The 24,985-nt window shown below is 66.6% G+C and carries 25 protein-coding genes; 11 read left to right on the forward strand and 14 right to left on the reverse strand.

The genetic code is table 11. The annotated features are described in order from the left end of the window. The 7 genes from IB261_RS12925 to IB261_RS12955 all read right to left on the reverse strand — a co-directional run bounded on the left by IB261_RS12925 (window position 1) and on the right by IB261_RS12955 (window position 4,441). Window positions 1-519 carry a hypothetical protein gene (locus IB261_RS12925; protein WP_151186814.1) on the reverse strand — a complete coding sequence of 173 codons (519 nt, stop codon included), beginning with the start codon at window positions 517-519 and terminating at the stop codon, window positions 1-3. 68 nt (window positions 520-587) lie between these two features. Then, the gene (locus tag IB261_RS12930) at window positions 588-908 is read right to left on the reverse strand and encodes a hypothetical protein (protein ID WP_192382910.1); all 321 of its coding nucleotides are present in this window, start codon (window positions 906-908) and stop codon (window positions 588-590) included. Window positions 909-939: 31 nt separating this feature from the next. Then, complete coding sequence (locus IB261_RS12935; protein ID WP_045214467.1) at window positions 940-1,335, reverse strand: hypothetical protein; 396 nt, start codon at window positions 1,333-1,335, stop codon at window positions 940-942. Continuing rightward, entirely contained in the window at window positions 1,332-1,919 is a 588-nt protein-coding gene (locus IB261_RS12940) for a hypothetical protein (protein ID WP_192382909.1), read from the reverse strand. The genes IB261_RS12935 and IB261_RS12940 overlap by 4 nt, the downstream gene beginning before the upstream one ends. A 212-nt stretch (window positions 1,920-2,131) precedes the next feature. After that, on the reverse strand, window positions 2,132-3,040 hold the full coding sequence (locus IB261_RS12945; RefSeq protein WP_192382908.1) for an alpha/beta fold hydrolase: 909 nt from the start codon (window positions 3,038-3,040) through the stop codon (window positions 2,132-2,134). Window positions 3,041-3,226: 186 nt separating this feature from the next. Next, window positions 3,227-4,063 carry a PhzF family phenazine biosynthesis protein gene (locus IB261_RS12950; protein WP_192223203.1) on the reverse strand — a complete coding sequence of 279 codons (837 nt, stop codon included), beginning with the start codon at window positions 4,061-4,063 and terminating at the stop codon, window positions 3,227-3,229. Window positions 4,064-4,249: 186 nt separating this feature from the next. Beyond that, window positions 4,250-4,441, reverse strand: coding sequence for a hypothetical protein (locus IB261_RS12955; RefSeq protein ID WP_081516922.1), 192 nt, complete (start codon window positions 4,439-4,441; stop codon window positions 4,250-4,252). A 372-nt stretch (window positions 4,442-4,813) separates the two neighbouring features. On the opposite strand from IB261_RS12955, the gene IB261_RS12960 reads away from it, so the two are divergent. The 6 genes from IB261_RS12960 to IB261_RS12985 all read left to right on the forward strand — a co-directional run bounded on the left by IB261_RS12960 (window position 4,814) and on the right by IB261_RS12985 (window position 9,803). Next, window positions 4,814-5,254 (forward strand): hypothetical protein, encoded by a 441-nt coding sequence (locus IB261_RS12960; protein ID WP_192382907.1) that lies wholly within the window; start codon window positions 4,814-4,816, stop codon window positions 5,252-5,254. Window positions 5,255-5,359: 105 nt separating this feature from the next. Beyond that, window positions 5,360-6,100 (forward strand): SDR family oxidoreductase, encoded by a 741-nt coding sequence (locus IB261_RS12965; RefSeq protein WP_192382906.1) that lies wholly within the window; start codon window positions 5,360-5,362, stop codon window positions 6,098-6,100. Window positions 6,101-6,190: 90 nt separating this feature from the next. Next, on the forward strand, window positions 6,191-7,351 hold the full coding sequence (locus IB261_RS12970; protein WP_192383244.1) for an MFS transporter: 1,161 nt from the start codon (window positions 6,191-6,193) through the stop codon (window positions 7,349-7,351). A 170-nt stretch (window positions 7,352-7,521) separates the two neighbouring features. Beyond that, window positions 7,522-8,544: a transcriptional regulator SouR gene (gene souR, locus IB261_RS12975; protein WP_318653071.1), complete on the forward strand. Its 1,023-nt coding sequence runs from the start codon at window positions 7,522-7,524 to the stop codon at window positions 8,542-8,544. 109 nt (window positions 8,545-8,653) lie between these two features. Then, entirely contained in the window at window positions 8,654-9,577 is a 924-nt protein-coding gene (locus IB261_RS12980) for a 2-hydroxyacid dehydrogenase (protein ID WP_192382905.1), read from the forward strand. 100 nt (window positions 9,578-9,677) lie between these two features. Next, window positions 9,678-9,803 (forward strand): hypothetical protein, encoded by a 126-nt coding sequence (locus tag IB261_RS12985; protein WP_263866074.1) that lies wholly within the window; start codon window positions 9,678-9,680, stop codon window positions 9,801-9,803. 3 nt (window positions 9,804-9,806) lie between these two features. On the opposite strand, the gene IB261_RS12990 is transcribed toward IB261_RS12985, so the two are convergent. Then, complete coding sequence (locus tag IB261_RS12990; protein ID WP_192382904.1) at window positions 9,807-10,649, reverse strand: LysR family transcriptional regulator; 843 nt, start codon at window positions 10,647-10,649, stop codon at window positions 9,807-9,809. A gap of 116 nt (window positions 10,650-10,765) precedes the next feature. Between IB261_RS12990 and IB261_RS12995 the strand changes: the two genes are divergently transcribed. Further along, a complete protein-coding gene (locus tag IB261_RS12995) occupies window positions 10,766-11,257 on the forward strand; it encodes a DinB family protein (protein ID WP_192382903.1) in 492 nt (163 codons plus the stop codon). A 4-nt stretch (window positions 11,258-11,261) separates the two neighbouring features. Here IB261_RS12995 and IB261_RS13000 read toward each other — a convergent pair whose 3' ends face one another. Genes IB261_RS13000 through IB261_RS13010 form a run of 3 tightly spaced genes read right to left on the reverse strand, consistent with a single transcriptional unit; the run spans window position 11,262 to window position 14,244 of the window. Beyond that, window positions 11,262-12,041 carry an ABC transporter ATP-binding protein gene (locus tag IB261_RS13000; protein WP_192382902.1) on the reverse strand — a complete coding sequence of 260 codons (780 nt, stop codon included), beginning with the start codon at window positions 12,039-12,041 and terminating at the stop codon, window positions 11,262-11,264. Beyond that, entirely contained in the window at window positions 12,038-13,102 is a 1,065-nt protein-coding gene (locus IB261_RS13005; RefSeq protein WP_192382901.1) for a FecCD family ABC transporter permease, read from the reverse strand. Before IB261_RS13005 ends, IB261_RS13000 begins: the two co-directional genes overlap by 4 nt. Then, on the reverse strand, window positions 13,099-14,244 hold the full coding sequence (locus IB261_RS13010; RefSeq protein ID WP_192382900.1) for an ABC transporter substrate-binding protein: 1,146 nt from the start codon (window positions 14,242-14,244) through the stop codon (window positions 13,099-13,101). Before IB261_RS13010 ends, IB261_RS13005 begins: the two co-directional genes overlap by 4 nt. A 188-nt stretch (window positions 14,245-14,432) precedes the next feature. On the opposite strand from IB261_RS13010, the gene IB261_RS13015 reads away from it, so the two are divergent. Next, window positions 14,433-15,155, forward strand: coding sequence for a response regulator (locus IB261_RS13015; protein WP_192382899.1), 723 nt, complete (start codon window positions 14,433-14,435; stop codon window positions 15,153-15,155). Further along, complete coding sequence (locus IB261_RS13020; RefSeq protein ID WP_192382898.1) at window positions 15,155-16,537, forward strand: ATP-binding protein; 1,383 nt, start codon at window positions 15,155-15,157, stop codon at window positions 16,535-16,537. Before IB261_RS13015 ends, IB261_RS13020 begins: the two co-directional genes overlap by 1 nt. 635 nt (window positions 16,538-17,172) lie before the next feature. Here the strand turns inward: IB261_RS13020 and IB261_RS13025 are convergent. Together IB261_RS13025 and IB261_RS13030 are read right to left on the reverse strand one after the other, a co-directional pair. Further along, window positions 17,173-19,443, reverse strand: a complete 2,271-nt coding sequence (locus IB261_RS13025; RefSeq protein WP_192382897.1) for a TonB-dependent receptor — start codon at window positions 19,441-19,443, stop codon at window positions 17,173-17,175. 192 nt (window positions 19,444-19,635) lie between these two features. Continuing rightward, window positions 19,636-20,850: an MFS transporter gene (locus tag IB261_RS13030; protein WP_138214405.1), complete on the reverse strand. Its 1,215-nt coding sequence runs from the start codon at window positions 20,848-20,850 to the stop codon at window positions 19,636-19,638. 214 nt (window positions 20,851-21,064) lie between these two features. On the opposite strand from IB261_RS13030, the gene IB261_RS13035 reads away from it, so the two are divergent. Together IB261_RS13035 and IB261_RS13040 are read left to right on the forward strand one after the other, a co-directional pair. After that, window positions 21,065-21,457 carry a GFA family protein gene (locus tag IB261_RS13035; RefSeq protein WP_192382896.1) on the forward strand — a complete coding sequence of 131 codons (393 nt, stop codon included), beginning with the start codon at window positions 21,065-21,067 and terminating at the stop codon, window positions 21,455-21,457. A 141-nt stretch (window positions 21,458-21,598) separates the two neighbouring features. Then, entirely contained in the window at window positions 21,599-23,536 is a 1,938-nt protein-coding gene (locus IB261_RS13040) for a tyrosine-protein phosphatase (RefSeq protein ID WP_318653070.1), read from the forward strand. A 276-nt stretch (window positions 23,537-23,812) separates the two neighbouring features. Here the strand turns inward: IB261_RS13040 and IB261_RS13045 are convergent, their stop codons facing one another. Continuing rightward, on the reverse strand, window positions 23,813-24,814 hold the full coding sequence (locus tag IB261_RS13045) for an AraC family transcriptional regulator (protein WP_192382895.1): 1,002 nt from the start codon (window positions 24,812-24,814) through the stop codon (window positions 23,813-23,815). Window positions 24,815-24,985 lie beyond the last annotated feature (171 nt).

Below are 24,985 nucleotides of genomic sequence, written 5' to 3' on the forward strand. Positions count from 1 at the left end.
TCATTTCTGCTCCACCAGCCGGGGTGTCTGCGACCCTTCCAGGGCCAGATGGATCACGCCGGCACGGCTGGGGAAGTTCGGCGCATCGTCGTCGCTGTTCTCCATCACCGGGATGTCGATCAGGGTACGCTTGCCCGCCGGGTCGACAACCAGCCGGGCGTCCAGCTTCTCGACCGAGCGCCAGCCACCGCCGCCGATCTGCATGGCATCGAGCAGGCTGTAGTGCTCCTGGCCTTCTTCATTGGGCGTGGAGGAAAAGACGGCGAGGTACTGGCTGTAGTTGTTGCCCATGTCGAAGCCTTCGATGGTGAACACCGCCAGGATGATCTCGCTGTCCTGACCGGTCTTCAGGGGCTGCACATGGGTGGCTTCGGGGTAGCCGGTGGCGAAGCTGTCCTTGTACAGCTCCACCAGGCGGCTTACCTGTTCTTCCAGGGGCTTGGGCACGGGCGGCTGCTCGGCGGCGTGGGCAAGGGTGCAGGCCAGCAGCAGGCTGGCGGGCAGCAGGCGAATCTTCATTGGGGGAACATCCGTGTCGGGGGGAGGGGGTGGCATGGCCGGCATCTTGGATACCGGCCTTCGCCGGATTACTGCTTGAGGCCGGGAATGGCGTTCTTCGACACCCAGTCACCGACCGCCGAGCAGGAGTAGGTGTTGGAGTAGTCGTAGAACTGCTGGGCGAGGGAGCTGGCCTCGTAGGTGCCGCACTGGTAGACCGACGTGCCCTTCTGCAGGATCAGGAAGTGGATCTGGGTGACCCGACCCGGCGCCACGTAGGCGGCCTTCACTTCGTAGCCGCTGCGCAGCAGTTCCGTCACCTTGACCTCTTCGGCAGAAGCCTGCGAGCCGATGGCCAGGAGGCCGAGCAGCGCAAAGACGATTTTCGCCAGATAGTTCAGGTTAGCCATGGTTGTGTCTCTTCCTTGAGGGGGCCTGGGCTCAGGCTTCCGGCTTCAGCGCGATGCCGCCGCAATTGCCGCGGGTCAGCAGGTAGTCCACCTGGCGGGCGCGGTTGATGGCGACGCGGATTTCGCAGCTGGCCGAATGGACCACGTCGCCCCAGTACTCGGTATGCACCAGCTGGCCGTTCTGCGGGCCGGTGTAGGTGCCGAGCGCCTCTCGGGAGACGTAGGAGGTGTCGCGGCGATAGATCAGCACGACCCAGTCGTTCTCCGGCGCCAGGCCGATATCGCTGGGCGCGCCGAAGTGGTCGATGGCGTCGCCGGCCGGGCGGCCCTTCCAGTAGCTGCGGGCCTGCGCTTCGGGCAGGGTGGGAATGGCGGAACAGCCGCCGAGCAGGATGGCGATCATCCCCAGTGCGAGTAGTCCTTTCATTGCACGCCCTCCTTGGCCGGTGCGTTCTTCACGGGCATCTGCTCGAAGCCCTTGTCGACCATTTCCAGAATCAGGTTCTTGGCGTGCTCGCGGTTGCGCAGCTGGAACAGGCCAGGAGCGGCGGAGACCAGTTGCAGCATGGGCATCTTGCCCAGCGGGTACATCTTCTGCTCGACGTGGGCGTCCGGCTTGCAGAGGAAGTCGCGGCTCTGGGCGATCCACGCCTCAGGCTTCTTCTGCCATTCCTTGGAAACCTTCTTCGGACGGATGTCGTTGTAGAACTTGTCGTAGTTCTGCGCGCCGTTGAGGCGCACGCGGTTCTTCGCGCAGTCGACCTCGACGTCATAGGCGGTAAAGGTCGGCTTGGCGCCTTCCTCGTAGAATTCGTAGACACCCAGCGAGCGCACGCCGTTCTTGCGGTCATAGATGTTGGCGGGGTCGCCATCGATGACGAAGATTTCGTTCTTGTAGAGGCTGCCCTGCTGGTGAATCAGCCAGAAATCGCCAGAGGGGCCTTCCGCTTGCGCGGCGAGCGGGCTGCAAAGCAGCATGGCAGGCAGCCAGGGCCTGAGGGGCTTGAACATATCGGACATTCCTTTGCCGTTGTGATCGCCCGAGCGCAGCGCACCCCGGCGAAAGAAGGGTAGGAAACTAGAGGCGCAGGTATTGATGGTCAACCTGCTTGTAGGATTTTTGTGACAAGCGGCAGTGAAGTTGCTGTGGCAATGGGGAACGGAAGAGCACCTGTTGGCGCTCTTCGAGGGCATGGCTCGCTCCTACAGGCGAGTCCTGCCCGTCAGGGCGAAATGAACTGGCGAACCGCCTGGATCGTCTGGGTCGGCGCCTCTTCCATCAGCCAGTGCCCGGCGCCCGGCACCACCACTTCGGTGACGTTGTCGGCGGCATTGCGCATGACGATGGCTTCATTGGCGCCGAAGGATTTCTCACCGCCGACGGCCAGCACCGGCATCGTCAGCTTGGTCTTGTTCGACGCCTCGTTGTCTACTGCATCCTGGCGAATGCTGCGGAACTGGGAGAAGGCCGCATGCATCGCACCGGGGCGGGCATAGAGCTTGGCGTAGTGCTGCCGGGTGGCTTCGTCGACCTTGTGCGGGTTTCCGGCGAATTCGTTCCAGAAGCGGTCCAGGTAGATGCGCTCGCGCCCGGCCACCAGGCGCTCCATGTCCGCGCCGCCAAAGTCGAAATGCCAGAGCATCGGTGAGCGAACGATGTCGTTCCACGGCGCGATTCCGGGGACGGGAGCGTCCATCACCACCAGGCGTTCAGTCTGCTGCGGATATCGGGCGGCGTAGGCGTAGGCCACCATGGTGCCGATGTCATGGCCGACCACCACCGAGTGCTCGATGCCCAGCGACGCCAGCACCGCGCGAACGTCGCCGGCCTGGGTCTTCTTGTCGTAACCGTCGGCGGGGATGGACGACAGACCCATGCCGCGCAGGTCCGGCACCACCACGGTGTGATCCTTGACCAGGTCCATGGCCAGTGGCGCCCACATGTCGCCGGTATCGCCGAACCCGTGCAGCAGCACTACAGCCGGACCCTTGCCGCCGACGCGGACGTGGATGGTCGCGCCGTCTACGGCGATGTCCTGGGTACGAAAGGAGGAGGGGAAAGCCACGACGCCGGCATGTGCCGGAATGCTCAGGATCACCAGCAGGGATGCGGTCAGCAGGGAGCGGATCATGGTGAGCTCTCCAGAGGTCGACTGGAGGAGCGTAGTCCGCTTTGCGAGTCTCACACGAGCCGCTGTTTTCGCCGCCTGCGTTACCATCACTGCGCGAGGGATTGCTACCCGCTAACGCACTGGTTCGATCCTGGGAAGGCCATTCAGTGGACGGGGAATTGATCTGTCAGTGGTGCTCATTGTCCATCAGAAGACGGCCCTGCCGGAAACGCAGTGCTGCACGTCTCCGCCTACCCAGATTGTCCCGTCGATGCTTTCGATCTGTACTCGCCCGCGGCGCCCGATCACCGTACCCTGGCTGGCCGTGTAGCGGTCGCTCAGGGTGCCCGAGCCGATCAGCCATTGAGCCAGGCCGGCATTCAGGCTGCCCGTGACGGGGTCCTCGTTGCATTCCTCGCCCATGAAAGCTCTGACCTCCACATCGGCTTCAGCGTCCGGGCCCGTCCACGGAGCAATGACGCCGACATTCAGCCCTTGCAGTGCGGCGTAGTCGGGCCTGATGGCCAGCACTTCAGCTCGATTTGCCAGCAGCACGCCGGCCCAGCCCGGGCCGTTGTCGACCCACTGGCTGGCGCGGACCTGCCCGGTGGCGAGGCCGAGCCCCTGTTCAATCAGTTTCAGCGTCGCCGCATCCAGCGGTCCGCTGCGCTTGAGCGGCGGAGCGGAGAACGCCAGTTGCCGACCTTGCCTGCGTATGCGGATCAGGCCCGCCGGGCACTCCTGGACAACCTCGGCAAGCTCGAGACTGTCCTGCTGATGCAGCCATACCTTGCAACTGCCCAGCGTCGGGTGGCCGGCAAAGGGCAGTTCGCGCAGCGGGGTAAAGATGCGCACGCGGTAATGCGCTTCCGGCGTTCGGGGCTGCAACAGAAAGGTGGTCTCGCTGAGTTGCGTCCACCGTGCAAACGCCTGCATCTGTTCGGTGGTGAGCTCGTCGGCATCCACCACCACTGCCAGCGCGTTACCTTCGTGGGGGTGTTCGGCAAAGACATCGACCTGTTCGAACTGCAGGTAAAGCGGCATCAGATTTCCTTGATAGGCAACGGCGGATCAGCCCGGACCGGGGCGAGGCTAATCGCTACGCGAAGATTTTAAAAGGATGCCGGGAGTCCGATGCGGTCCGCGACCGGCCGCTGTCGACAGATTCCGTTCAAGCATGGGTTTCTACCGCAACAACAACCGTCTTCACGGCAGTTGCGAACGTCATTTCTACTGGTTTCGGGCGTTCTCCAGGGCCTGTTTTTCTGCCGCGGCGGTGATGGCGGTCTGGCGATTCTGCTCCGCCATGTAACAGGCATCGCGGCTGACTCCCTGTGCCAGGCAGGTGGACATCCGCTGCGCCGGGCTTGAGCAGCCGGCCAGGAGGAGGACGGTAACGGTAACTGCGAGTAGTGCGCGCATGGCACATCCTTCTTGGGTCGTTCAACGGGAGGGGAGGAAAGCTCGAAGGGAAGTGACTTCCACTGGCGCTATTGTTTGCCGGCGCGCGTGGGGCGACAGCGCGAAATCCAGTCACGACTTGTAGGAAAGTGATTACACGCCCGTCGCTCGCTCTTCGAGGGCTCCCTCGCAGCCATTTTGTATCCCACTGTATCCGGCGACCGCTCTGACATTCGCGGAGATGGCGGCGGCTGTTTTCGACACGCTGCAGATACCCCAGGGGCTCTTAATCAACACCAACAGCTCATCGGCACGGCAAGCACTCCAGGGTACTCCAGTGCGTGGTGTCCCGCTCCGTTGAGCTGTCCCCCTTACCCCTTGAGGATCGATGCCATGAAAAACCTGAAAACCTTCATGACCGCTATTGCCTTCTCGCTGGCTGGCGTCGCAGTGCACGCGAATGCCGCTACCGAAGCCAGCTGCTCCCAGGGCGCTGCGTGCTTCCAACTGACACCCCTGGCCAAACAGGGCACGGCGCCGCAACTGGCTGAAGAGGGCTTCAGCCGGACGCCCCTGGGCATGCGGGTGAACTCGGCAGCGCCGGCAGAGCAGACCATCGCTTCCGACGGTTTCAGCAGAACTCCGCTGGGAATGCGCGTGAGCCCCGATGCACCGGCACAGCAGACCATTGCCGAAGATGGTTTCAGCCGTACTCCCCTGGGCATGCGCGTGAACTCCGACGAGCCGGCGCAACAGACCCTTGCCGCCGATGGCTTCGGCAGGACTCCGCTGGGCAAGCGCGTGGCTTCCCCGCAGGATTCGGGTATCGCCTGATGCCCGTTTGCGGAGGGCGCCTCGCTTGTGGCGCCCGAGGATTGTTAGGATTTGCAGGCCTTCTGGCGGCAAGCGCTGCGCTGATGAGTCAATACAGGTGAGGCGATGAAGAGCAACGAAGCAGGGCGCAACAAGGTCGCCATGGTTTTTGGCGGTTCCCGAGGTATCGGTGCCGCAGCGGCAAGGCAACTGGCAGCCGACGGATTCGCCGTGGCGCTGACCTATGTGTCACGGCCGGACAGCGCCCAGGCGCTGGTCGCCGAGATCGAATCCGGCGGCGGCCGGGCCATTGCCATCCAGGCTGACAGCGCGGACGCCGGCGCCATCCGCGACGCGGTGTCGGCGGCGGTCGAACACTTCGGCGAACTCGATGTGGCGGTGGTAAATGCCGGCGTGCTCCGGCTGGCGCGTATCGACACGCTCAGCGTCGAGGACCTCGACCTGATGCTCGACGTGAACATCCGCGGCGTCATCCTCTCGGTCCAGACTGTGGTAGCCCGCATGCGTGACGGTGGGCGGGTGATCACCATCGGCAGCAACACGGCATCCGGCCGTACTTCGGTGGAGGGCGCAGTGTACTCGATGACCAAGGCCGCCGTGGCGCGGCTGGTACAAGGACTGGCACTGGACCTGGCGCCGCGCAGGATCACCGTCAACAATATCCAGCCCGGCCCGACCGCGACGGACATGACGCAGGCGCATCTGGAAGCGCTGGCTGAACTCGTCCCGCTCGGACGAGTCGCCCAGCCTGCGGAGATTGCCGGCCTGGTCTCGTATCTCGCCAGCCCGGCTGCGGCCCACATGAGCGGCTCGAGCCTGACGCTGGATGGCGGCTATGCCCTGTAATACCCGAAGCACCAGGAACGCTCTGTGCCCCAGGATCTGACCCATAGCGAAGCAGACGTGCCCACGCGGTGGAGCGTCGTTGTCCTGTGCATGCTCTTCAACGTCATCGACGGGCTGGACGCCATGGCGATGGCCTTTACCGGCAGCCGCGTGTCCGCGGAATGGGGGCTGGGCGCGGGCCAGCTTGGCGTGTTGCTCAGCGCCAGCCTGCTGGGCATGGCCGGCGGTTCGCTGCTCGGCTCCCGAGCTGACCTGCACGGCCGCCGGCCACTGCTGCTGGCGGCGCTGTCGTTGAGCGGCCTGAGCATGCTGCTGTCGTTCTGCAGCCAGGACTACTACCAGCTGCTGCTTCTTCGGGTACTCACCGGCCTGGGCATCGGCGCGGTGCTGGTGGGCGCCAATGTGCTGGCCTACGAGTCCGCCAGCCGACGCCGGAGGAACCTGGCGATTGCCTTGCAATCGGTCGCCTTTGCCCTGGGCGCGGGTCTGGGTGGGCTGCTGGCGCACCAGTTCAATGAATGGATCGGCTGGCGCTACGTGTTCCTGGCCGGTGGCGGAGTCACGCTGGCTGGCGCGGTGGCGGGCGCATTCTGGCTGCGCGAGTCGCCGCAGTTCATCAGGCTCGCAGCCACCACGCCGCGAGTGCCGCGCAGCGAGGTCTACGGGCAGTTGTTCGCTGCCCGGCAGTGGCGACTGACCGCATCGCTGGCGCTTGCGCTGTTCCTGGCGATGGCGGGCTTCTACTTCGTGATGAGCTGGACGCCGACACTGATGGTCCGCAACGGATTCAGCGAGCAGCAGGGGGCCGTCGACGGGCTGCTGCTGTCCTGCGGCGGCATGCTCGGCGCGCTGCTGGTGGGACTCTCGGCGAACCGTAGCGGGGGACGGGCGCTACTGCTCGGCCTGCTGCTGCTCAACGCGCTGGTGATGGTGCTGATGGCCTCGCTGGTCGCCGAATCGGCGCTGCCGGTTGCCGTTGGCGTGTTAGCGGGGATGGCGCTCAATGGCGCGGTCGCGGCGCTGTTCGTCCTCGCGCCGCAGTCCTTCCCGGCGGCGATTCGCGCCAGTGGCGTGGGGCTGGTGCTGGCGACCGGGCGGCTGGGGGCGATCATCTCACCCGCCATCGCCGGGAGCCTGCTCGTCGCGCAGTGGAGCACGGGGGCGGTGTTCCTGCTCTTTGCTGGCAGCCAGATAGTGGCGGCGCTGATGGTCTGGCTCGGCTATCGGCGGACTGTGCAGGCATCCACTTGACATGCCGAGCTGGCGGCGTGCCGGCCTCCGCGCGCAGCGCTATGGCCCAGAGCGGGGCGTTTGTATAATCCTTTTCACAAGCGGCAGAACCGGCTTTGTGCCGGGCGGGCGCCAAGGTGAGCACCTGAGCTGAAGTACCTGCCAACAAGAATTCACAATGGTGTGCAGTGGTGGAAAGACGACAGTTCAGCGAGTCCATGCAGGGGCAGAACCTGCGCTTCGTCGGCGATCGCAACGCCGAGCCGCAGCGCCCGCGCAAGGTCGGTTTCGTCCTGCTGGAGAACTTCTCCCTCCCGGCCTTCACCCAGGCGCTGGATACCCTGGTCACTGCCAATCTGATCCGTGAAGGCGCCTTCGCCACGCGCACCTACAGCCTCGATGGCGAGTCGGTCACCAGCGACCTGGGCCTGGTCATCTGCCCGGCCTCCGCGCTGGAAAGCAAGTACCTGGACATGGACCTGCTGGTGGTGTGTGGTGGCCTGCGCACACCGCTCAAGGACATGCCCAACCTGAGTCGCCTGCTGCACCTTGCCGACGAGCGCGGCATCGTCCTGGCCGGCCTGTGGAACGGCGCCTGGTTCCTCGGCAAGGCAGGCCTGCTGGACGGCCACAAGTGCGCGGTGCACCCCGAGAACCGCGCCTCGCTGGCGGAGGTTGCGCGCAACAGCGTGGTGACCGCCGAGAGCTACATCCTCGACCGCAACCGCCTCACCGCCGGTAGCCCCACTGGCGCCTTCAACCTGGTGCTGGAGTGGATTCACAACTTGCACGGCCGCGAGCTGGTGGAGGGTATCGTCGATATCCTCGCCTTCGAGGAATCGCGCTACCGGCGCACCCGCCCGGCACTGCACGAGAAGATGACCCAGCCGCTGCGCGACGTGCTCAACCTCATGAGTGCGAACATCGAGGAGCCGCTGAGCACCGACCAGTTGTCCGAGTGTGTGGGCCGCTCCAAGCGCCAGCTGGAGCGGCTGTTCCAGGAGCAGCTGGGGACCTCGCCGGTGCGCTATTACCTGGAGCTGCGCATCACCGAAAGCCGGCGTCTGCTGCAGCATTCCGATCTGTCGCTGGTGGAAGTGGCGCTGGCTTGCGGCTTCGTTTCGCCCAGCCATTTCAGCAAGTGCTACACGTCCTTCTTCGGCCATTCGCCGTCGAAGGAAGTGCGCTTCGGCTGCGTGCGCTCGGCCAAGTGAGCAGGGCGGGCCGGTCTGCGGGCCCGCAGTACTGCTCCAGTGGTGTTCCTCGCGCGGGGCGGCTGGTTAACTGCCAGGACGTGCGAACAACAAGAGCGAGGAACAGGACGTGATCTTTCTTTACAACGCCGAACCCGAACACGCCGAGAAGTGGCGGGCCCTGCTGGCCGCCCAGGTGCCGGACCTGGAATTCGTCGAGGGCTTCGATGCGGTCGATCCGGCGCGTGTCACCTACCTGCTGACCTGGAAGGCGGTCGCCGACATCGAGCGCTACACCGGCCTGCGCGTCCTGTTCGCGGCGGGAGCCGGGGTGGACCAGTTCGACCTGTCGAAGATCCCCGAGTCGGTGGCGCTGGTGCGCATGGTCGATGACTCCCTGGCGGACATCATGGCCGAGTTCGTGGTGATGTCGGCGCTTGCCCTGCACCGCGAGATGCCGGCCTACCGCTGGCAGCAGGCCAGTCAGGTCTGGGAGCCGCTGAGCATCCTGCCGGCGGCGACCAGCCGCGTCGGCGTGATGGGCCTCGGCCAGCTTGGCCAGGCGTGCCTCGCGCAACTGCGCCACCTGAAGTTCCAGCTGCTGGGCTGGAACCGCTCCGCGCGGCAGATCGACGGGGTGCAGACCTACACCGGCCCCGAGGAACTGGCGAGCTTCCTGTCGCAGTGCGACATCCTGGTCAACCTGCTGCCGCTGACCGACAGCACCCGCGGCATTCTCAACCGCGAGACGCTGGCGCAACTGCCCAAGGGTGCCGGGCTGATCAATGTTGGCCGGGGCGAGCACGTGGTGGAAGCCGACCTGGTCGCAGCGCTGGATGCGGGGCAGGTCGGCGCGGCGATCCTCGATGTATTCCGCGAGGAACCGTTGCCGCAAGACCATCCGCTGTGGTCGCACCCGCAAGCCTGGGTCACTCCGCACATCGCCAGCACCATGCAGGTGGAAGGCGGCGCGGCGGTGGTGGCGAAGAACATCCTGCGCGACCTGGATGGCGCCGAGCTGCTGCACACGGTGAATCGCCAGACCGGTTACTGACGCGTTTCGCTTATCACTGAAATAGCCGGCGCGCGCTGTTTGTCCCGCACGGCACTTTCGATACTGGCGGCTCCCAACCGCCGTTCAGGAAGTGCCGTTCATGGACCACGAACCGATTGATGCCCGCGACTTCGCCTTCACCCACTTTGCCGCCGTTGCCCTGTGCGGCTCGCTGATCCTCGCGCTGGCGTTATTCCTGGCGCGTGTGGGTGTATTGCTGCACTGAGGATCAGGCGGCGATGGCCTGGCTCAGCGTGCTGATCAGCGCGCGGGTCTGGGCGTCGCGATGGGCGCTGTAGAGCACCATGTCGCGGGGCGGTAGCTCCGGCAAGCCGAAGCGTTCGCGCACATCCATGCAGCCCGCTGGCGCCATGCGTTCGACCATGGCGCCAATCCCGATGCCGGCCGACACCGCCGCGCCGATGGCGAGAATCCCCGAGCCGACGAAGGCCTCGCTCCAGCTGCGGCCCTGTGTCTGCAGCGCGTTTTCTACCATGCTGCGCATGCCGCAGGGCGCCGGCTGGATCGCCAGTGGCAGCGGCGCGCCGTCGGCCAGCTCGAAGGATTCGGCGGCCATCCAGGCGAAACGCTCCGCGCCGATCACCTTGCCATCCTGGCGGCGGTTGTCGTGGCGCAGGATCAGCGCGATATCCAGCGCGCCTTCCTCGTAGCTCTCCAGCATCTGCCGCGAGGTGCCGAGGCTGAAGGCGACTATCACCTCCGGATCGGCCTGTGCCAGACGCTTGAGCCAATGGCTCAGGTCGGCGCCGAGGATGTGGTGGCTGACGCCGATGCGCAGGGTACGGCGCGGCGTGTCGAAGCAACGCAGGGTTTCGTCGTAGCTGGCCAGCAGGCGGCGGGCGCTGGCGAGGAACACCGAGCCGTGGGCCGACAGCGTGACGCGGCGCGGCGTGCGCTCCAGCAGCGGGCGGCCGAGGGATTCCTCCAGGCGCTTGATCTTCAGGCTGATGGCCGCCTGGGTGGCGCCGGTGGCTTCGGCGGCGCGGGTGAAACTCTTCAGGTCGGCGACCAGCAGGAAGGCGCGGATGGCTTCTATATCAGGGGTTTTCATGGCGGCGAATCGTCCTTGGGGCTGGCTGCAGTCTGGCAGCTGGGCCGGCACAACCCAAGCGCTGGATGCGCTACAGTGCCGCCTCCCTCTTCATTGGCCGCTGACAAGGAATCGCGATGCTGACCCAGGCCTTCGCCTACAAATGCTGGTCGGACCGCCGGGCACTGGACGCCATCGCCCGGATCGATGCCGAGCGCTTTCCCGAGGAACGTGCCTTCGCGCTCCAGCAGCTCAACCACATGGCCATAGTCGAGGACTTGTTCCGCGCGCGGTTGCAGGGCGAAGCGGACCCGCACCCGGCCACCAATACCCAGTCGGTGCCCGGCTATGACGAGCTGCGCGAGCGCCTGCTGACTTCCGCCCAGTGGTACGTCGAGCAACTCGCCGCCCTGACCCCGGAGCGTGCGCGGGAGGTCATCCGCTTCCGCTTCACCGATGGCCGCAGCGGCAGCCTGACCCGCGAGGAGATGTTCTTCCACATCCTCAACCACGCCACCTACCACCGCGGCTCCATCGCCCGCGCGCTGGACCAGGCTGGCGTGGCGCATCCGGCGGACACCTACACGGTGTTCGTGCACACCACCCAGCCCGAGCGCCGCGAAGGCTGAGCGCTCAGCAGGCCACTTCGTCGATGATGATCTGCAGCGTCTGCCGGGAGCAGCGCTCCACTCGCGCCTGCACGCCGTACACCTCGCCGAACAGTTGCGGTGTAAGGATGGATTCGGCGCCTCCGGCAGCAACCAGCCGGCCCTGGTGCAGCACCGCCAGCTGATCGGCGTAACGCGCGGCGAGGCCGATGTCGTGGAGCACGGCGATGGCGATCAGGCCGTGGCGGCGCACTTCCTCCTGCACGCACTGCATGACCCGTAGCTGGTAGTTCAGATCTAGCGCGCTGGTGGGCTCGTCCAGCAGCAACACCTGCGGACGCTGCGCCAGCAACTGGGCCAGGCTGACCATCTGCCGTTGGCCGCCGGAGAGGCGGTCCAGGCGCTGGTCGCGCAGGTGCAGGATGCCGACCCGACGCAGCGCTTCGAGGGCGGCGGCCAGCGGGTCGGCGCGACGCAGTTCGGTGTCGAATGGGTTGACCCGCAGGCTGGCGAGCAGCGCGTCGAGCACACTCAGGGCGATGCCGCCGGGCAGGTTCTGCGGCATGTAGGCGATGCGCCGGCTGCGTTCGCCAACCGACAGCGAGGCGAGTGACTGACCGTCCAGGCTCAGGTCGCCGCGCACCTGCTCAAGGCCCGCGAGGCCGCGCAGCAGGGTGGACTTGCCCGCGCCGTTGGGGCCGATCAGGGCGGTGAGGGTGCCGCGTCTGAGCTCCGGCAGCGTCACGTCGTGGACCACCGGGTGACGGCGGTAGGCAACCGTCAGGTTCTGTGCGAGCAGGCTCATGCGCTGCGTCCTCCCCGGCAGATCAGCGTGATGAAAATCGGCACACCCACCAGCGCGGTGACGATGCCCACCGGCACGATCAACCCCGGCATCAGCAGCTTGCTGGCCACCGACGACAGCGATAGCAGCAGCGCGCCGACCAGCGCACTGGCCGGCAGGTAGAAGCGCTGGTCCTCGCCGATCAGCATGCGCGCGATGTGCGGGCCGACCAGGCCGATGAAGCCGATGGTGCCGACGAAGGCCACCGCGCACGCCGACAGCAGGCAGATACGCAACAGGGCGAAGCGGCGCAGGCGGCGCACGTCCACGCCAAGGCTGCGGGCGCGGTCTTCGCCCATGCGCAGCACGGTGAGTTTCGACGCGGCGGCCTGGGAGAAGGGCAGGCAGAGCGCGAGCACCAGGGCCAGCGCGCCAGCCTTGTGCCAGTCGGCACGGGCGAGGCTGCCGAGGGTCCAGAACACCAGCTGTTGCAGCACGTCCTCGCTGGCCATCATCTGCAGCAGCGCCACCGCCGCATTGCAGCTGAACACCAGGGCGATGCCGAACAGCACCAGGCTTTCCACTCCGCCCCCGCGCAGGCGCGAAAGCAGTTGCAGCAGCACCAGCGACAGGCAGGCGAAGACGAAGGCCGCCAGCGACACCGCAGCATTGGCCGAGAGCCAGGCGTTGCCCAGATGGAAGAAGATCGCCAGCGAGGCGCCCAGCGCGGCGGACGAGGACACGCCAAGGGTGAAGGGGCTGGCCAGCGGGTTGTCGAGGATGGTCTGCATTTCCGCGCCGGCCAGGGCCAGCGCGCCGCCTACCAGCAGCGCCATCACCGCGTAGGGCAGGCGCACGTTCCAGATGATCACCCGCTGGCTCGGCTCCAGTTCGCCCGGATGCAGCAGGCCATGGAACAGCGCGGCGGGCGTCAGCCCGGACGGCCCGCTGAGCAGGTCCCAGGCCATTGAGCCCAGCAGCAAGACGAGCAGCGCGACCAGCACCGCCCCACGGCGACGCAGTTGCAGCCGGCGCTCGTGGCGTGCCTGCTGCAGGTCGATCTTGTCCAGGGCGGCGTTCATTCAGACTGGCCGGCGTCGATCCAGTAGGTGCCGTCCAGGCCGATGCGCAGGAAGTCCTGGTTGATCTGCGCCTGCGTCTTTGCCGGGTCGAGATCGGCGAAGCGTTCCGGGTGGACCCAGCGTGCCATGGCCTCGATGGCGAGGATGTTGAAGGGCGAGTTGTAGAAGTCGTGCCAGAGGCCGTGGGCGTTGCCGGTGCGAATCGCGCCGAGGGTGGCGAACTCGGGGCGTTGCAGGACTTTGCCCAGGCTCTCGCGGGCCTGCTGCTGGCTGACGCCGGCGCCGAGGATCAGCCCCGGATTGCGGTTGCCGGTGGCGATGTAGATATCCGGTTTCGCCGACAGGGCGTACTCCACGCTGATGTCGCCCAGCGCGCCGGGTACCACGCCGGCGGCGATGTTGCGCCCCCCCACCGCGTCGATCACGCTGCCCAGGCCGCTCTTGCCGGTGGTGTGGCCCGGCGCCTGCCAGACGCCGGCCAGCAGTTCGAGGAACACGCTCGGCTTGTGTGCATCATCCAGCTCGGCCACGCCGTCACGGATGCGCTGCAGGTGGCTGTCGTAGAACTTCAGGTACTGGTCCGCCTCGGCCTGGCGACCGAGCGCTGCGCCCAGCGCGGTGAGGCTGGTGCGCACGCCCTCGATGGGGTGCACGCGGAAGTCGACGAACACCACCGGCACGCCGGCGGCGGCGAGGATGTCGGCAATCGGGCTGTGCTGGGTCGGGCCTTCGCCAGCGATGCTGAACACGGCGAGGTCCGGCTTCAGCGCGAGAATCTGCTCGGCGCTGACGCTCTGCTCCGAGGCCTGGCCAATCAGCGGAATCTGCTTCACCTGGGGGAAGCGCTGGGCGTAGACGTCGAAGGTGTGCGGGTCGAGCAGGCGCACGTCGTTCTGCCAGCCGACCACGCGCTGGAAGGGATTGTCGCGGTCGAGCAGGGCGAGGACGAAGAACAGTCGACCTTCACCCAGCACTACGCGCTGGGCGTTGCCGTTCACTTCGACCTTCCGCCCGAGCACGTCGGTGACGGTGAGCGCCTGGGCGGGCAGGGCGAGGCCGAACCAGCCGAGGCAGAGCAGGACGAGGGTGGCGAAGGCGTGAGTCAGACGGGAGCGGGAAGCGCGGGACGACAGGAAGGGCATGCGGAACGACCTGGGCATGAAGTAGAATTAATCGCATTTGCAATCCACTCTACCGCTGCCGTCGCGGGCGAGCCGGGCGGCTTTGTATTGGAGGGGCGCGAAATCCCGCGCCACAACATTCCATTACATTTGCGCCGTGCAGCCCGCCCCGCCAGCCGGAACGATAGCGACCCGCCGCGAGTTTCCCGATGTCCAGGCCAGACCACATCCTCGTCGTCGACGACGACCCCGAGATCCGCCAACTGCTGGCCGACTACCTCAAGGGCATGGGCTACCAGGTGTCCGCCGCCGCCGATGGCCGCGAGATGCAGCGCCAGCTGGAAGTGCAGCCGGTGGACCTGGTGGTGCTCGACCTGATGCTGCCCGGCGAGGACGGCCTGACCCTGTGCCGCGACCTGCGAGCGCGCAGCGACGTGCCGGTGATCATGCTCACCGCGCGCGGCACGCTGATCGACCGCATCATCGGCCTGGAGATGGGCGCCGATGACTACCTGCCCAAACCCTTCGACCCGCGCGAGCTGCTGGCGCGGATCAAGGTGGTGCTGCGCCGGGTGCAGAGCTTCCCGCAGCGCGCCCAGGTGGACGAGGCGGCGACGCTGCGCTTCGCCGGCTGGGAGCTGGACACCCGTGCCCGCCACCTGCGCTCGCCGGTCGGCCTGAGCATCGCCCTGGCCGGCTCGGATTTCCGCCTGCTGCGCCTGCTGCTGCAGCATCCCAATCGCCCGCTGGGCCGTGACTTCCTGTTGCGCCAGGTGTTCGACAAGGAGCGCCTGCCGTTCGATCGCGCCATCGATGTCTGCGTCAGCCGCCTGCGCCAGCACCTGGAGGACGACCCGAAGTCACCGAAGTTGATCCGTACCGTGCGCAACCAGGGCTACATGCTCACCGCCGAAGACGTGGTCAGCGCCTGATGCGCCTGTGGCCGCGCACGCTGTTCGGGCGGCTGGTGGTGATCCTGGTGGGCGGGATGATCGCCGCCCAGGTGCTCACCGGCAGCATCTGGTACGACGTGCGCCACACCCAGGCGCTGGAGATTCCCCTGCGCCTGGCGGCCGCGCGGCTGACTGATCTGCAGCACCTGCACCTGCACCAGCGTCAGCCGGAGAGCTTTACACAGGCGCTGAGCGCGCTCGACCGGCCGGGGTTCGAGGCGCGCCTGGTGGATTCGGCGGACGAGCCGGATGGCTCCTTCGACCCGGCAGCCGAGCGCCTGCTTCGTCGCGCGGTTCACGATCAGGGCGGCGACTCACAGGGGCTGCGCCTGTTGCGCGTGGAACTGCATGACGGTGCTGGCGAGCGCAGCGGGCTGACCGGGCTTTTCACCGGCAATGGCGCCAAGGCGCACCTGCTGCTGGAAGCGCCGCTGGACGATGGCCGCTGGCTGCGCATCGCGATGATCGAAGGGCAGGGCTGGAGCAGCCAGTCGACCCTCGACGTGGCGCTGGATTACCTGCTGCGCCTGTACCTGCTGCGCATCCTCGTGGTGGTGCTGCTGGCCCTGCTGGCGGTGCGCCTGGCCATCGGCCCGCTGGACAAGCTGGCGCGCGCCGCCGAAGGCCTGGGCCAGGACATCCAGCGGCCGCCGCTGGCCGAGGAAGGGCCGCTGGAAGTGCGCCGCGCCGCCCGCGCCTTCAACGCCATGCAGCAACGGCTGATCCACAACCTTGGCGAGCGCATGCGTTTTCTTGCGGCCGTGTCCCACGATCTGCGCTCGCCCATCACCCGCCTGCGCCTGCGCACCGAGATGCTTGACGACGAGACCGCGCGACAGAAGATGCGCAAGGACCTCGACGACATGGAAGGCATGGTCACCGCGACCCTGGATTTCATCAGCGGCAGCGACCTCGACGAGGCACGGCAGAACCTCGATGTGAACGCGCTGCTGCAGAGCCTGCAGGCGGATTTCGAGGAGCAGGGCGAGCGGGTTTCGCTGTCCGGGCGCGCGCTGCAACCGCTGGCCGGTTACCCGCTGAGCCTGCAGCGGGCGCTGCTCAATCTGCTGGAGAACGCCATCCGTTATGCCGGTGGCGCCGAGGTGGAAGTCGAGGACAGCGCGCAGGCGCTGTGCATCCGCGTGCTGGATCGCGGGCCGGGCATTGCGCCGGAGCAGCTGGAGCGAGTGACCGAGCCTTTCTACCGGCTGGAGCCGTCGCGCAATCGCGCCACGGGTGGCTACGGATTGGGCCTGAGCATCGCCCAGACCATTGCCGCCGCGCATCACGGGCGGTTGGAGCTGCGCAATCGCGAGGGCGGCGGATTGGCGGCGACACTGCTGTTCGACCGCGGCGCCTGAAGTAGACCCCCCCTGTAGGAGCGGGCCATGCCCGCGACCCGGCCGGCAGGCCGGTGCCGTTCGATGGAACCGCTGTCGCGATGATCGCGGGCGTGGCCCGCTCCTACAAGAGCCCGTCGGCCCTCGTGCAGATAACCGACGGGTTTCGATTCCACTGTAGGAGCGAGCCATGCTCGCGACCCGGCCGACAGGCCGGTGCCATTCGATGGCACCGCTGTCGCGGTGGTCGCGGGCGTGGCCCGCTCCTACAAAAGAAGATCGGTGCGGCGATTGGGTCGCGAACCTGCCCGCCGGGTTTCCGGGGAGGGAGTCCTGATGGTGGACAGGTTCGCGGTAGAGGTGCTGCTCTCGCAGAGCAACTATTGGCTGCTGGGATATCTGTGCCGACGCTTGCCCCTCACCCCAGCCCTCTCCCGAGGGAGAGGGGGCAGATTGTGCTGGCTGATGCGATGGTTTCAGCCTGCTCCGAACGGTTCCCTCTCCCTCTGAGCGGGGCGCGCAGCCAGGGTTAGGGTGAGGGGGGGTCCGAGCGCAGAAATACCCCGTAGAAGCGGACTCTGTCCGCGACAGGTCCGCATCGCGCCGGACAACATCGCGGACGAAGTCCGCTCCTACGCAAGCCCTGGCGGTCCGGCCTAGAACGAATAGTCCGCACTCAGTACCGCGCCGCGGCTCGCGCCCGGCACGCCGTAGCCGCGACCGTTGTACTGGCTCCAGTAGTGCTTGTCGAACAGGTTGTTGACGTTCAGGCGCAGTTGCACGTCCTGGGTCGCCTGCCAGCTGAGCATGGCGTCGTGTACCACGTAGCCGGGCACGGTGGTCTGGCCGGCGCGGGTCATGGTCGAGCCCAGGCCGGGGTAGATCTTCACGTCGTCCACGTACTGCACGCCGTAGCTCAGAGCAAAGTCTTCCGGCAGTTGCCAGGTGCTCCACAGGCTCAGGGCATTCTGCGGAGTGTTGGCCAGTTGCACGCCCTTGTCCGAGCCGTTGTAGGGCTTCACCAGCTTGCTGTTCTGGTGCACGTAGGCTGCGTACAACGACCAGTTTCGGGTGATGTTGCCGCTGGCGGACAGCTCGATGCCGCGTACCCGCTCCTCGCCGCCGGTGTAGGCGGAAAGCTCCTCGTCATCGATGTAGGTCAACTGGCGCTTGGTCTCGAACACATCACCGTTGAGCGCCAGCTGGCCGTCGAGGAACTCCCACTTGCTGCCCACTTCGTAGGTCTTGCCACGGTCGCCCTTGGTCGAAGCGATGCTGCCGGTCTGCGCCACGGCGAGCACGCCGGAAGGCTGCTTGGCGTTGGCGTAGCTGACGTAGAGGCTGCCGTTCTCCACCGGCTTGTAAGTCAGCGCGGTGTGCACGCTGGTGAGCTTCTCGTTCTGCGAGGAGCTGCCCTTGTCGACCCAGGCGGCGCTCTGGCTGGCGCGGGTCTGGCTGTCCAGCACGCGGGTGTCGAAGTGATCCTGGCGGGCAGCCAGGTGCAGCTGCCAGTGCTCGTCGAATTTCAGCGTGTCGAGCAGGTAGAAGGCCTTGTCCAGCTGCTCCACCGACTGCTTGGCGGAGGTGTAGGTGTCCAGCGCGTAGGGGTACTTCGACCAGTCGTTGCTGGCCACCGGCAGGTTGCCCATGGCGCTGCGGCTGGCGGCGGTCAGCGCACCGGTCTTCGAGTCGAGCGTCTGCTTGCTCAGGTCGAAGCCACCGACCAGGGTGTGACCGATGCCGAAGGTGTCGACACGCCAGGTCAGGCTGGTCTGGTTGCTGTAGGTGTCGTTGGTCTGCTCGCGCAGCGGCGTGTTGATGTTGCGCCGGTAGATGCCCTTGCCGGCCTGGATGCCGGGCGCACCGGCGTTCGGGTCGCCGCCGGGGGTGGTGACGAAGAAGTCATGGTCCAGGTGGAACCAGGTGAAGCGACTGTCCAGGCTCAGCGAATCGTTGAAGTCGTGGGCGAACTTCAGGTTCACCCGGTGCGATTCGTTGTTCTCGTAGTCGAGGTTGCGCCAGCCCCAGTAGCTGCTCCAGCTGGCGCCGCCGGCACGGTGCGGCGAGCCGCCGTTGCTGCCGTTGACGGTGGGGATGCCGTAGTCGGGCGTGGCGTTGTCGTGCAGGTACTCATAGGCCAGGGTGACGCGGGTGTCGGTGCCCAGGCCCAGCGCCAGGGATGGGGCGAAGCCGTAGCGCTCGTCGCCGACCCAGTCGCGGCCGTCGGTGCCGGTGTTGGCGCCCATCACGTTGACGCGGAAGGCCGCACCTTCGCCGAGGCCGTCGATGCGGTGGTTCACGTCCAGCGTGCCGCGCTTGAAGTTGGCGGTGCCGACGCCGCCGCTGAGCAGGTTGAAGTCGTCCAGCTGCGGGGTCTTGGTCACCAGGTTGACCGCGCCCCCGACGGCGCCGACGCCCCAGGCGGCGGTGCTGGAGCCCTTGAAGACCTCCACGCCTTCGGTGTTGAAGAAGTCATCGCGCGAGTACTTGGCCGGGTCGCGCACGCCGTCGCGGTAGATGTTGCCGTCGGCGTTGAAGCCGCGGATGGTCAGGCTGTCGCCGACGCCACCACCGCCCTCGCCGGAGTTGAAGGTGATGCCCGGCACGTTGCGCAGGGCGTCCTTCAGGCTCTGGGCGTTCTGCTCCTTGAGCAGCGTCTCGGAGAGCACGGTGACGCTCTGCGGGGTGTCGCGCAGCGGCTCGCTGTACTTCGCCGAGCTGGCGCGGTCGACCTTGTAGGGCGACTCCCGGGTGGCCTGCACGGTGCTGTCGGGCAGGGCCAGGGCGTCCTGGTCATCGGCAGTTGGCGGCTGATCTGCCCAGGCACTCAGTGGGATCGCCATGAAGGTGGCGAGGCCGACGACGGGGGCGAGGGTGAGAGGTGCTTCGGAACGGGTAACAGGAGTGAGGTTCAGGCGGGACGACATGGACGGAAAGCTCTCCGGCAAATGCGAGTTATTTGCATTGCGGGAAGGCTAACAGTGATGGCCCGTGGCCCAGGCGGCGCAAATGTATCGCCGGCGAGGCTCGGGGCGCTTTACAACAATCCATTACATTTGCCCGCGCACGAACGGCCGGGCGAAGGGTCTGCCGCCGGCTCGGGGCCGGCGGCAGAAGGCTTACGCTTTCTTCTTCGTGGACGGCAGCAGGATGGTCAGGCAGCCCAGCAGCGGCAGGTAGGAGCACAGCTTGTAGACGTACTCGATGCCGTGGATGTCGGCCAGGTGGCCGAGGAAGGCCGCGCCGATGCCGCCGAAGCCGAACATCAGGCCGAAGAACACCCCGGCGATCATGCCGACGTTACCCGGCACCAGTTCCTGGGCGTAGACCACGATGGCCGAGAACGCCGAAGCGAGGATGAAGCCGATCACCAGGCTGAGGATGCTGGTCCAGAACAGGTCGACGTAGGGCAGCGCCAGGGTGAAGGGCGTGACGCCGAGGATGGAGAACCAGATCACCGCCTTGCGGCCGATGCGGTCGCCCACCGGGCCGCCGAAGAAGGTGCCGGCCGCCACCGCGCCGAGGAAGCCGAACAGGTACAGCTGCGAACTGGCCACCGAGAGATCGAACTTCTCGATCAGGTAGAAGGTGTAGTAGCTGGTGAAGCTCGCCATGTAGAAGTACTTGGAGAACACCAGCAGCGCCAGCACCACCAGGGACGCGGTCACCCGGCCCTTGGACAGCCCGTGGGTGGCCACGCCGCCGGCCTTGAGCTTGAACAGGTTGAGGTGGTGGCTGTACCAGCGGCTCAGGCCCCAGAGCACGCCGACGAGGAACACCGCGAACAGGCCGAAGTAGGCCACGTTGCCCTGGCCGTACGGAATGATGATGGCCGCCGCCAGTAGCGGGCCGAAGGCGCTGCCGGCATTGCCGCCGACCTGGAAGGTGGACTGCGCGAGGCCGTAGCGCCCGCCGGAGGCCAGCCGCGCGATGCGCGAGGTTTCCGGGTGGAAGGTCGAGGAGCCGATGCCCACCAGCGCCGAGGCCAGCAGGATGGCGTGGAAGCTGCCGACGAAGGCCAGCATGAGGATGCCGATCAGCGTGCAGACGCTGCCCAGCGGCGCCAGCCAGGGTTTGGGATGGCGGTCGGTGTGGTAGCCGACCCAGGGCTGCAGCAGCGAGGCGGTGAGCTGGAAGGTCAGGGTAATCAGGCCTACCTGGGTGAAGCTCAGGCCGTAGTTGGCCTTGAGTACCGGGTAGATAGACGGCAGCACGGCCTGGATCAGGTCGTTGGTCAGGTGGGCGAGGGCGCACGCGCCGATCACGCGCATGACCAGCGGGCTGGCCTGGCTGGCCACGGACGGCGTGGCCAGGGAAGAAGCGGTGGTAGACATGGGACTCCGGGGCAGCAAGGTGTGGCGCGCGGGCAGGGCGCGCCGGGTTCTTCGTATTGGGAGGCCTATGCTAGGCGTGCGGACCCTGGCTGTCTCACGCGATCCGGACGACGAATATCGCGAAACGGCCAAATACCCCACGCGTCGGACTGGCGGAGCGGGCGCCGCCAGAGCCGGTCAACCCATCTTCTTCGGGCACGAGAGGAGCTAAAACATGGACAAGACCACCGGCAGCTGCCTGTGCGGCAGCGTGCGTATCGAGGCGACGGGCCTGCCTTACCGGGTCGGTATCTGCCATTGCCTGGACTGCCGCAAGCACCATGGCGCGCTGTTCCACTCCTCGGCGATCTTTCCCGAGAGCGCCGTGCGTATCGAAGGCGACACGCAGGAGTATCAGGGGCGATGCTTCTGCCCGCGCTGCGGTTCCTCGGTGTTCGGCCGTAGCGGCGACGAAGTGGAAGTGAGCCTTGGCGCGCTGGACGAGCCGGACCGCTTCCAGCCCACCTATGAACTCTGGACCTGCCGCCGCGAGGCGTGGCTGCCGGCGTTCCCGCTGAGCCATCGTTACGAGCGCGACCGCGAGTCGACCGAGCGGCGCGAAGACTAGGGCAAGCGCCGATCACGGACAGAAAACGCAAGCCACGGACAGATCGCGCCGGCATTTCCCTTTGCTGCAGGATTGTCACATTCGCGCTCGAAAACCCTGCCGATAGTAGCCCCCGCCAACAAAGCTCAAAGAGGCTACATCGTGTTCCATCGTGCTCTGCTTTCCGCATCCACCCTCGGCCTGTCCCTGCTCAGTCTGTCCATCGCCTGCGCCAACGCGGCCGAGACCTATACCCTGGACACGCCGCACCTGGCCGGCATCGACAACTTCCGTGACATCGCCGGCACCACCACCGCCTACACCACGTCCAACGACGGTGTGATGCGCTCCGGGGTGTTCTACCGCTCCAACGCGCTGACGCCCAAGGGCACGGACCTGGCGGTACTGAACCGCCTGGGTATCAGCGATGTGTTCGACCTGCGTACCCCGAGTGAAATCGCCGGCACGCCGGATACCCTGCCGGCGGGTGCGACCTACCAGAACATCGACATCATCGGCAGCACCACCTCCGGCGCCAACGTCACCAATATCTCCTTCACCAGCGCCGCCCAGGCCATCGAGATGATGGAGAAGACCAACCGCGCCTTCGTCAGCGACGCTGGCATGCGCAGCCAGTTCACCACGCTGTTCAACGAGCTGGCCGCCGCCGACGGAGCCTCGGTGTTCCACTGCACCGCCGGCAAGGACCGCACCGGCTGGACCGCCGCCGTGCTGCTGAGCATCGCCGGGGTGGACAGCCAGACCATCATGGAAAACTACCTGGCCACCAACGACTACACCGCCGCGCGGGTCAAGGCGACCCTGGCGATGCTGCCGGCGAGCTTGGCGGCCACCTACGAGCCGCTGCTGGGTGTGCAGGCCAGCTACCTGCAGGCCGGCCTGGACGAAGTGACCGCCGAGTACGGCAGCATGGACAACTACCTGAAGGAAGGCCTCGGCCTGTCCCAGGAAACCATCTACGTGCTGCGCGGCAAGATGGTGTATTACAGCACCCTGCCGGGCGTCGCCGGTCTCTCCGGCAACGCCGCCGCTGGTGCGCAGTTGCTGACCCAGCTGCAGAACAGCAGCCTGTCCGGCGACTACACCGCCTACAACTACTACCTGCAGTCGGCCATCGACGCCGGCACCCTCGGTGGCGTCGAGTCCACCGTCGGCGGCCAGGTGCATGCCGACGCGGCCAGCTACCTGCTGCGCCAGGATGCGCTGATCGACCGCGCCGCCGCGCCCTATGCCAGCGGCGTCGACCTGAAGGCCGGGCAGACCCGCCTGTGGACCACCGCGCTGGCCGGCTACCAGGGCAACTCCGCCACCTCGAACGCCGAAAGCAGCAACGAACACACCCAGGGCATGATGATCGGCGTGACTCAGCGCTTCTCCGAGCAGCTCAGCGCCAACGCCGGCTTCGGCTACAGCAAGGGCAGCGTCGGCGGCGCCGGGGGTGACGTGGATACCGACCTGACCTTCATCCGTGGCGGCGCGCGCTTCGCTCTCGACAGCCTGGAACAGGGCCTGTTCGTCGACGCCGACCTCAGCTACGGCTGGCTCGACTACGACAGCAAGCGCGACATCGGCGGCGGCCTGGGCAAGGCCAAGGGCGACACCAGCGGCAACCTCAGCGGCGGCAGCATCGCGCTGGGCTATCGCACGGCGGTGTCCACCGTCACCCTGGAGCCGAGCATTGGCCTGCGCTACAGCCACCTGGACCTGGACGGCTTCCAGGAGAAGGGCAGCGAGCTGGCGCTGGACGTCGACGACATGAGCGAGAACCGCCGCAGCGCCTATGCCAACCTCAAGGCTTCCTTCGCTCCCGTGGCGCTGGGTAGCGGCTGGCAGATGGTGCCGGGCCTGGAAGTGGGCTACGACCACGCGCTGGGTGACTACAAGGTCGACAGCGAAGGCCACCTGCTGGGCCTGGACGTTTCCCAGCGTGCCGCCTTCGACAATCGCGACCAGTTCAGCGGCGCGTTCAGCCTGACCGCCAGCCAGGGCGACTTCAGCGTCGGCGCCGAAGCTGGCGTACTGGGCGGTAGCGGCAGCCATGGTGCCAGCGGCACTCTGAAGGCCAGCTATCAGTTCTGATTGCCATCGCGCTGTAAGAACGGCCCGTCGCGGAAATCGCGGCGGGCCGTTTTCTTGCGCACTCCGGACCTGATTAGATTCGTGCCCGCTCACTCCCTCACCCCAGCCCTCTCCCAGGGGGAGAGGGAGCAGATCGTGCCGGCTGACACCATGGTTTCATCCTGCGCCGGACGGTTCCCTCTCCCTCCGGGAGAGGGCTAGGGTGAGGGGGCTCAGCCTGAGCACAGCGCTATCCGCCAGGGTGGCCGGCGGATAACCCGTTCCGGGTCACGCGCCCTACGCGGGCACTGACAGGCTCCGCCGCAAGTCCGCCGGGCTCATGCCGTAGGCGCTCTGGAAGTACTGGCAGAAGCGCCCGACGTTGCTGAAGCCCAGAGCCAGGGATAGCTCGCTGACCGACTGCGCGCTGTCCTGCTGCAGCGCGTCATAGGCGCGCTGCAGGCGCACCTCGCGCTGGTAGGCGACGATGGAGCTGCCGACGAAGCGGCGGAAGCCGTCCTGCAGGGCACGCAGGCTGACGTTGGTCAGCTCGGCCAGTTCGCTGCCGCTGACCATGGTGTCCGGCTGCTCCTGGATGGCGTGCTGGATGTAGTCCATGGCCAGCTTCACATGGCGCGGAGCGATCTGCGGGGCGGGGCGCCTGAGTGCGTCGCTGTAGTTGTGCGGCCAGATTTCCAGCACCGAGTCCACCAGCATTTCCTGCAGGCGCGCCGGCATCAGCGCGCTGGAATTGATCAGCAGGTCGAACTCGTTGCCGGTGGCCATGGCGACGATGGCCTTGATGCCCTGGAAGGTGTCGTTGCTCAGGTCCACCCGTGGCTGGAAACGCACTTTGTGGGTGATCGGCCGGCCGAGCAGGGTCGCCAGGCGACGGGCGAACAGTGAGCGGCGCACGGATAGACCATGGTGCGCGTGGCCGTCGATGAAACCGACCGACCGTACCGAGGCCTTCTCCATGGCCAGGCCCACGCTGGGCAGGCCGATGCTGTCGCTGCACTGGTTGAAGACAACGCGGCCGGCGCTGGGGAAGATGAAGGTGATCTCGTCGTCCAGGTCCGGCATCTCGGCCAGCAGGTCGCCGCGAAAGCTCAGGCGGCGGAAGCTCACGCCTTCGTAGCGGCCGTAGACCCCGCCGATGGCGATGGGCTTTTCGGGGCGCGGCATCCCCGAATAGAGGTTGCCGAACATCCGCGTGTAGAGCTCGCCGAAATCATCGGCGGTCATGTTCTCGGAACGGATCAGGAACTGCTTGCGCGAGGTGCTCGTGTCTACCGTCATGGTCCGTCTTCTGGCAGCGCCGGGAGGAAAGATGGGCGAGCACGTTAGTCGGCGAGGGTTACAACTGCGTGTCGGTGGCCGCGTGAAGCGCAAATGGCGGGTCAGGCCGGACACCGGTACTTCCCTGTAGGAGCGGGCCATGCCCGCGATCGCGCGCACGGCGCGCTCCTG

Source organism: Pseudomonas sp. PDM20, from assembly GCF_014852575.3.
Classification (GTDB): domain Bacteria; phylum Pseudomonadota; class Gammaproteobacteria; order Pseudomonadales; family Pseudomonadaceae; genus Pseudomonas.

Excerpts from the sequence above, each read along its gene's own strand:
- IB261_RS12945 (WP_192382908.1), bottom strand. The coding sequence starts at position 3,040 with ATGATCCGCTCCCTGCTGACCGCATCCCTGCTGGTGATCCTGAGCATT.
- IB261_RS13045 (WP_192382895.1), bottom strand. The coding sequence starts at position 24,814 with ATGACGGTAGACACGAGCACCTCGCGCAAGCAGTTCCTGATCCGTTCC.
- IB261_RS13000 (WP_192382902.1), bottom strand. The coding sequence starts at position 12,041 with ATGAGCCTGCTCGCACAGAACCTGACGGTTGCCTACCGCCGTCACCCG.
- IB261_RS12985 (WP_263866074.1), top strand. The coding sequence starts at position 9,678 with ATGGACCACGAACCGATTGATGCCCGCGACTTCGCCTTCACCCACTTT.
- IB261_RS13035 (WP_192382896.1), top strand. The coding sequence starts at position 21,065 with ATGGACAAGACCACCGGCAGCTGCCTGTGCGGCAGCGTGCGTATCGAG.
- IB261_RS12950 (WP_192223203.1), bottom strand. The coding sequence starts at position 4,063 with ATGCCGCTTTACCTGCAGTTCGAACAGGTCGATGTCTTTGCCGAACAC.
- IB261_RS13010 (WP_192382900.1), bottom strand. The coding sequence starts at position 14,244 with ATGCCCTTCCTGTCGTCCCGCGCTTCCCGCTCCCGTCTGACTCACGCC.
- IB261_RS12965 (WP_192382906.1), top strand. The coding sequence starts at position 5,360 with ATGAAGAGCAACGAAGCAGGGCGCAACAAGGTCGCCATGGTTTTTGGC.
- IB261_RS12935 (WP_045214467.1), bottom strand. The coding sequence starts at position 1,335 with ATGAAAGGACTACTCGCACTGGGGATGATCGCCATCCTGCTCGGCGGC.
- IB261_RS12940 (WP_192382909.1), bottom strand. The coding sequence starts at position 1,919 with ATGTTCAAGCCCCTCAGGCCCTGGCTGCCTGCCATGCTGCTTTGCAGC.
- IB261_RS12930 (WP_192382910.1), bottom strand. The coding sequence starts at position 908 with ATGGCTAACCTGAACTATCTGGCGAAAATCGTCTTTGCGCTGCTCGGC.
- IB261_RS13005 (WP_192382901.1), bottom strand. The coding sequence starts at position 13,102 with ATGAACGCCGCCCTGGACAAGATCGACCTGCAGCAGGCACGCCACGAG.
- IB261_RS13025 (WP_192382897.1), bottom strand. The coding sequence starts at position 19,443 with ATGTCGTCCCGCCTGAACCTCACTCCTGTTACCCGTTCCGAAGCACCT.
- IB261_RS12960 (WP_192382907.1), top strand. The coding sequence starts at position 4,814 with ATGAAAAACCTGAAAACCTTCATGACCGCTATTGCCTTCTCGCTGGCT.
- IB261_RS12925 (WP_151186814.1), bottom strand. The coding sequence starts at position 519 with ATGAAGATTCGCCTGCTGCCCGCCAGCCTGCTGCTGGCCTGCACCCTT.
- IB261_RS12970 (WP_192383244.1), top strand. The coding sequence starts at position 6,191 with ATGCTCTTCAACGTCATCGACGGGCTGGACGCCATGGCGATGGCCTTT.
- IB261_RS12955 (WP_081516922.1), bottom strand. The coding sequence starts at position 4,441 with ATGCGCGCACTACTCGCAGTTACCGTTACCGTCCTCCTCCTGGCCGGC.
- IB261_RS13020 (WP_192382898.1), top strand. The coding sequence starts at position 15,155 with ATGCGCCTGTGGCCGCGCACGCTGTTCGGGCGGCTGGTGGTGATCCTG.
- IB261_RS13030 (WP_138214405.1), bottom strand. The coding sequence starts at position 20,850 with ATGTCTACCACCGCTTCTTCCCTGGCCACGCCGTCCGTGGCCAGCCAG.
- IB261_RS12995 (WP_192382903.1), top strand. The coding sequence starts at position 10,766 with ATGCTGACCCAGGCCTTCGCCTACAAATGCTGGTCGGACCGCCGGGCA.
- IB261_RS13015 (WP_192382899.1), top strand. The coding sequence starts at position 14,433 with ATGTCCAGGCCAGACCACATCCTCGTCGTCGACGACGACCCCGAGATC.
- IB261_RS12990 (WP_192382904.1), bottom strand. The coding sequence starts at position 10,649 with ATGAAAACCCCTGATATAGAAGCCATCCGCGCCTTCCTGCTGGTCGCC.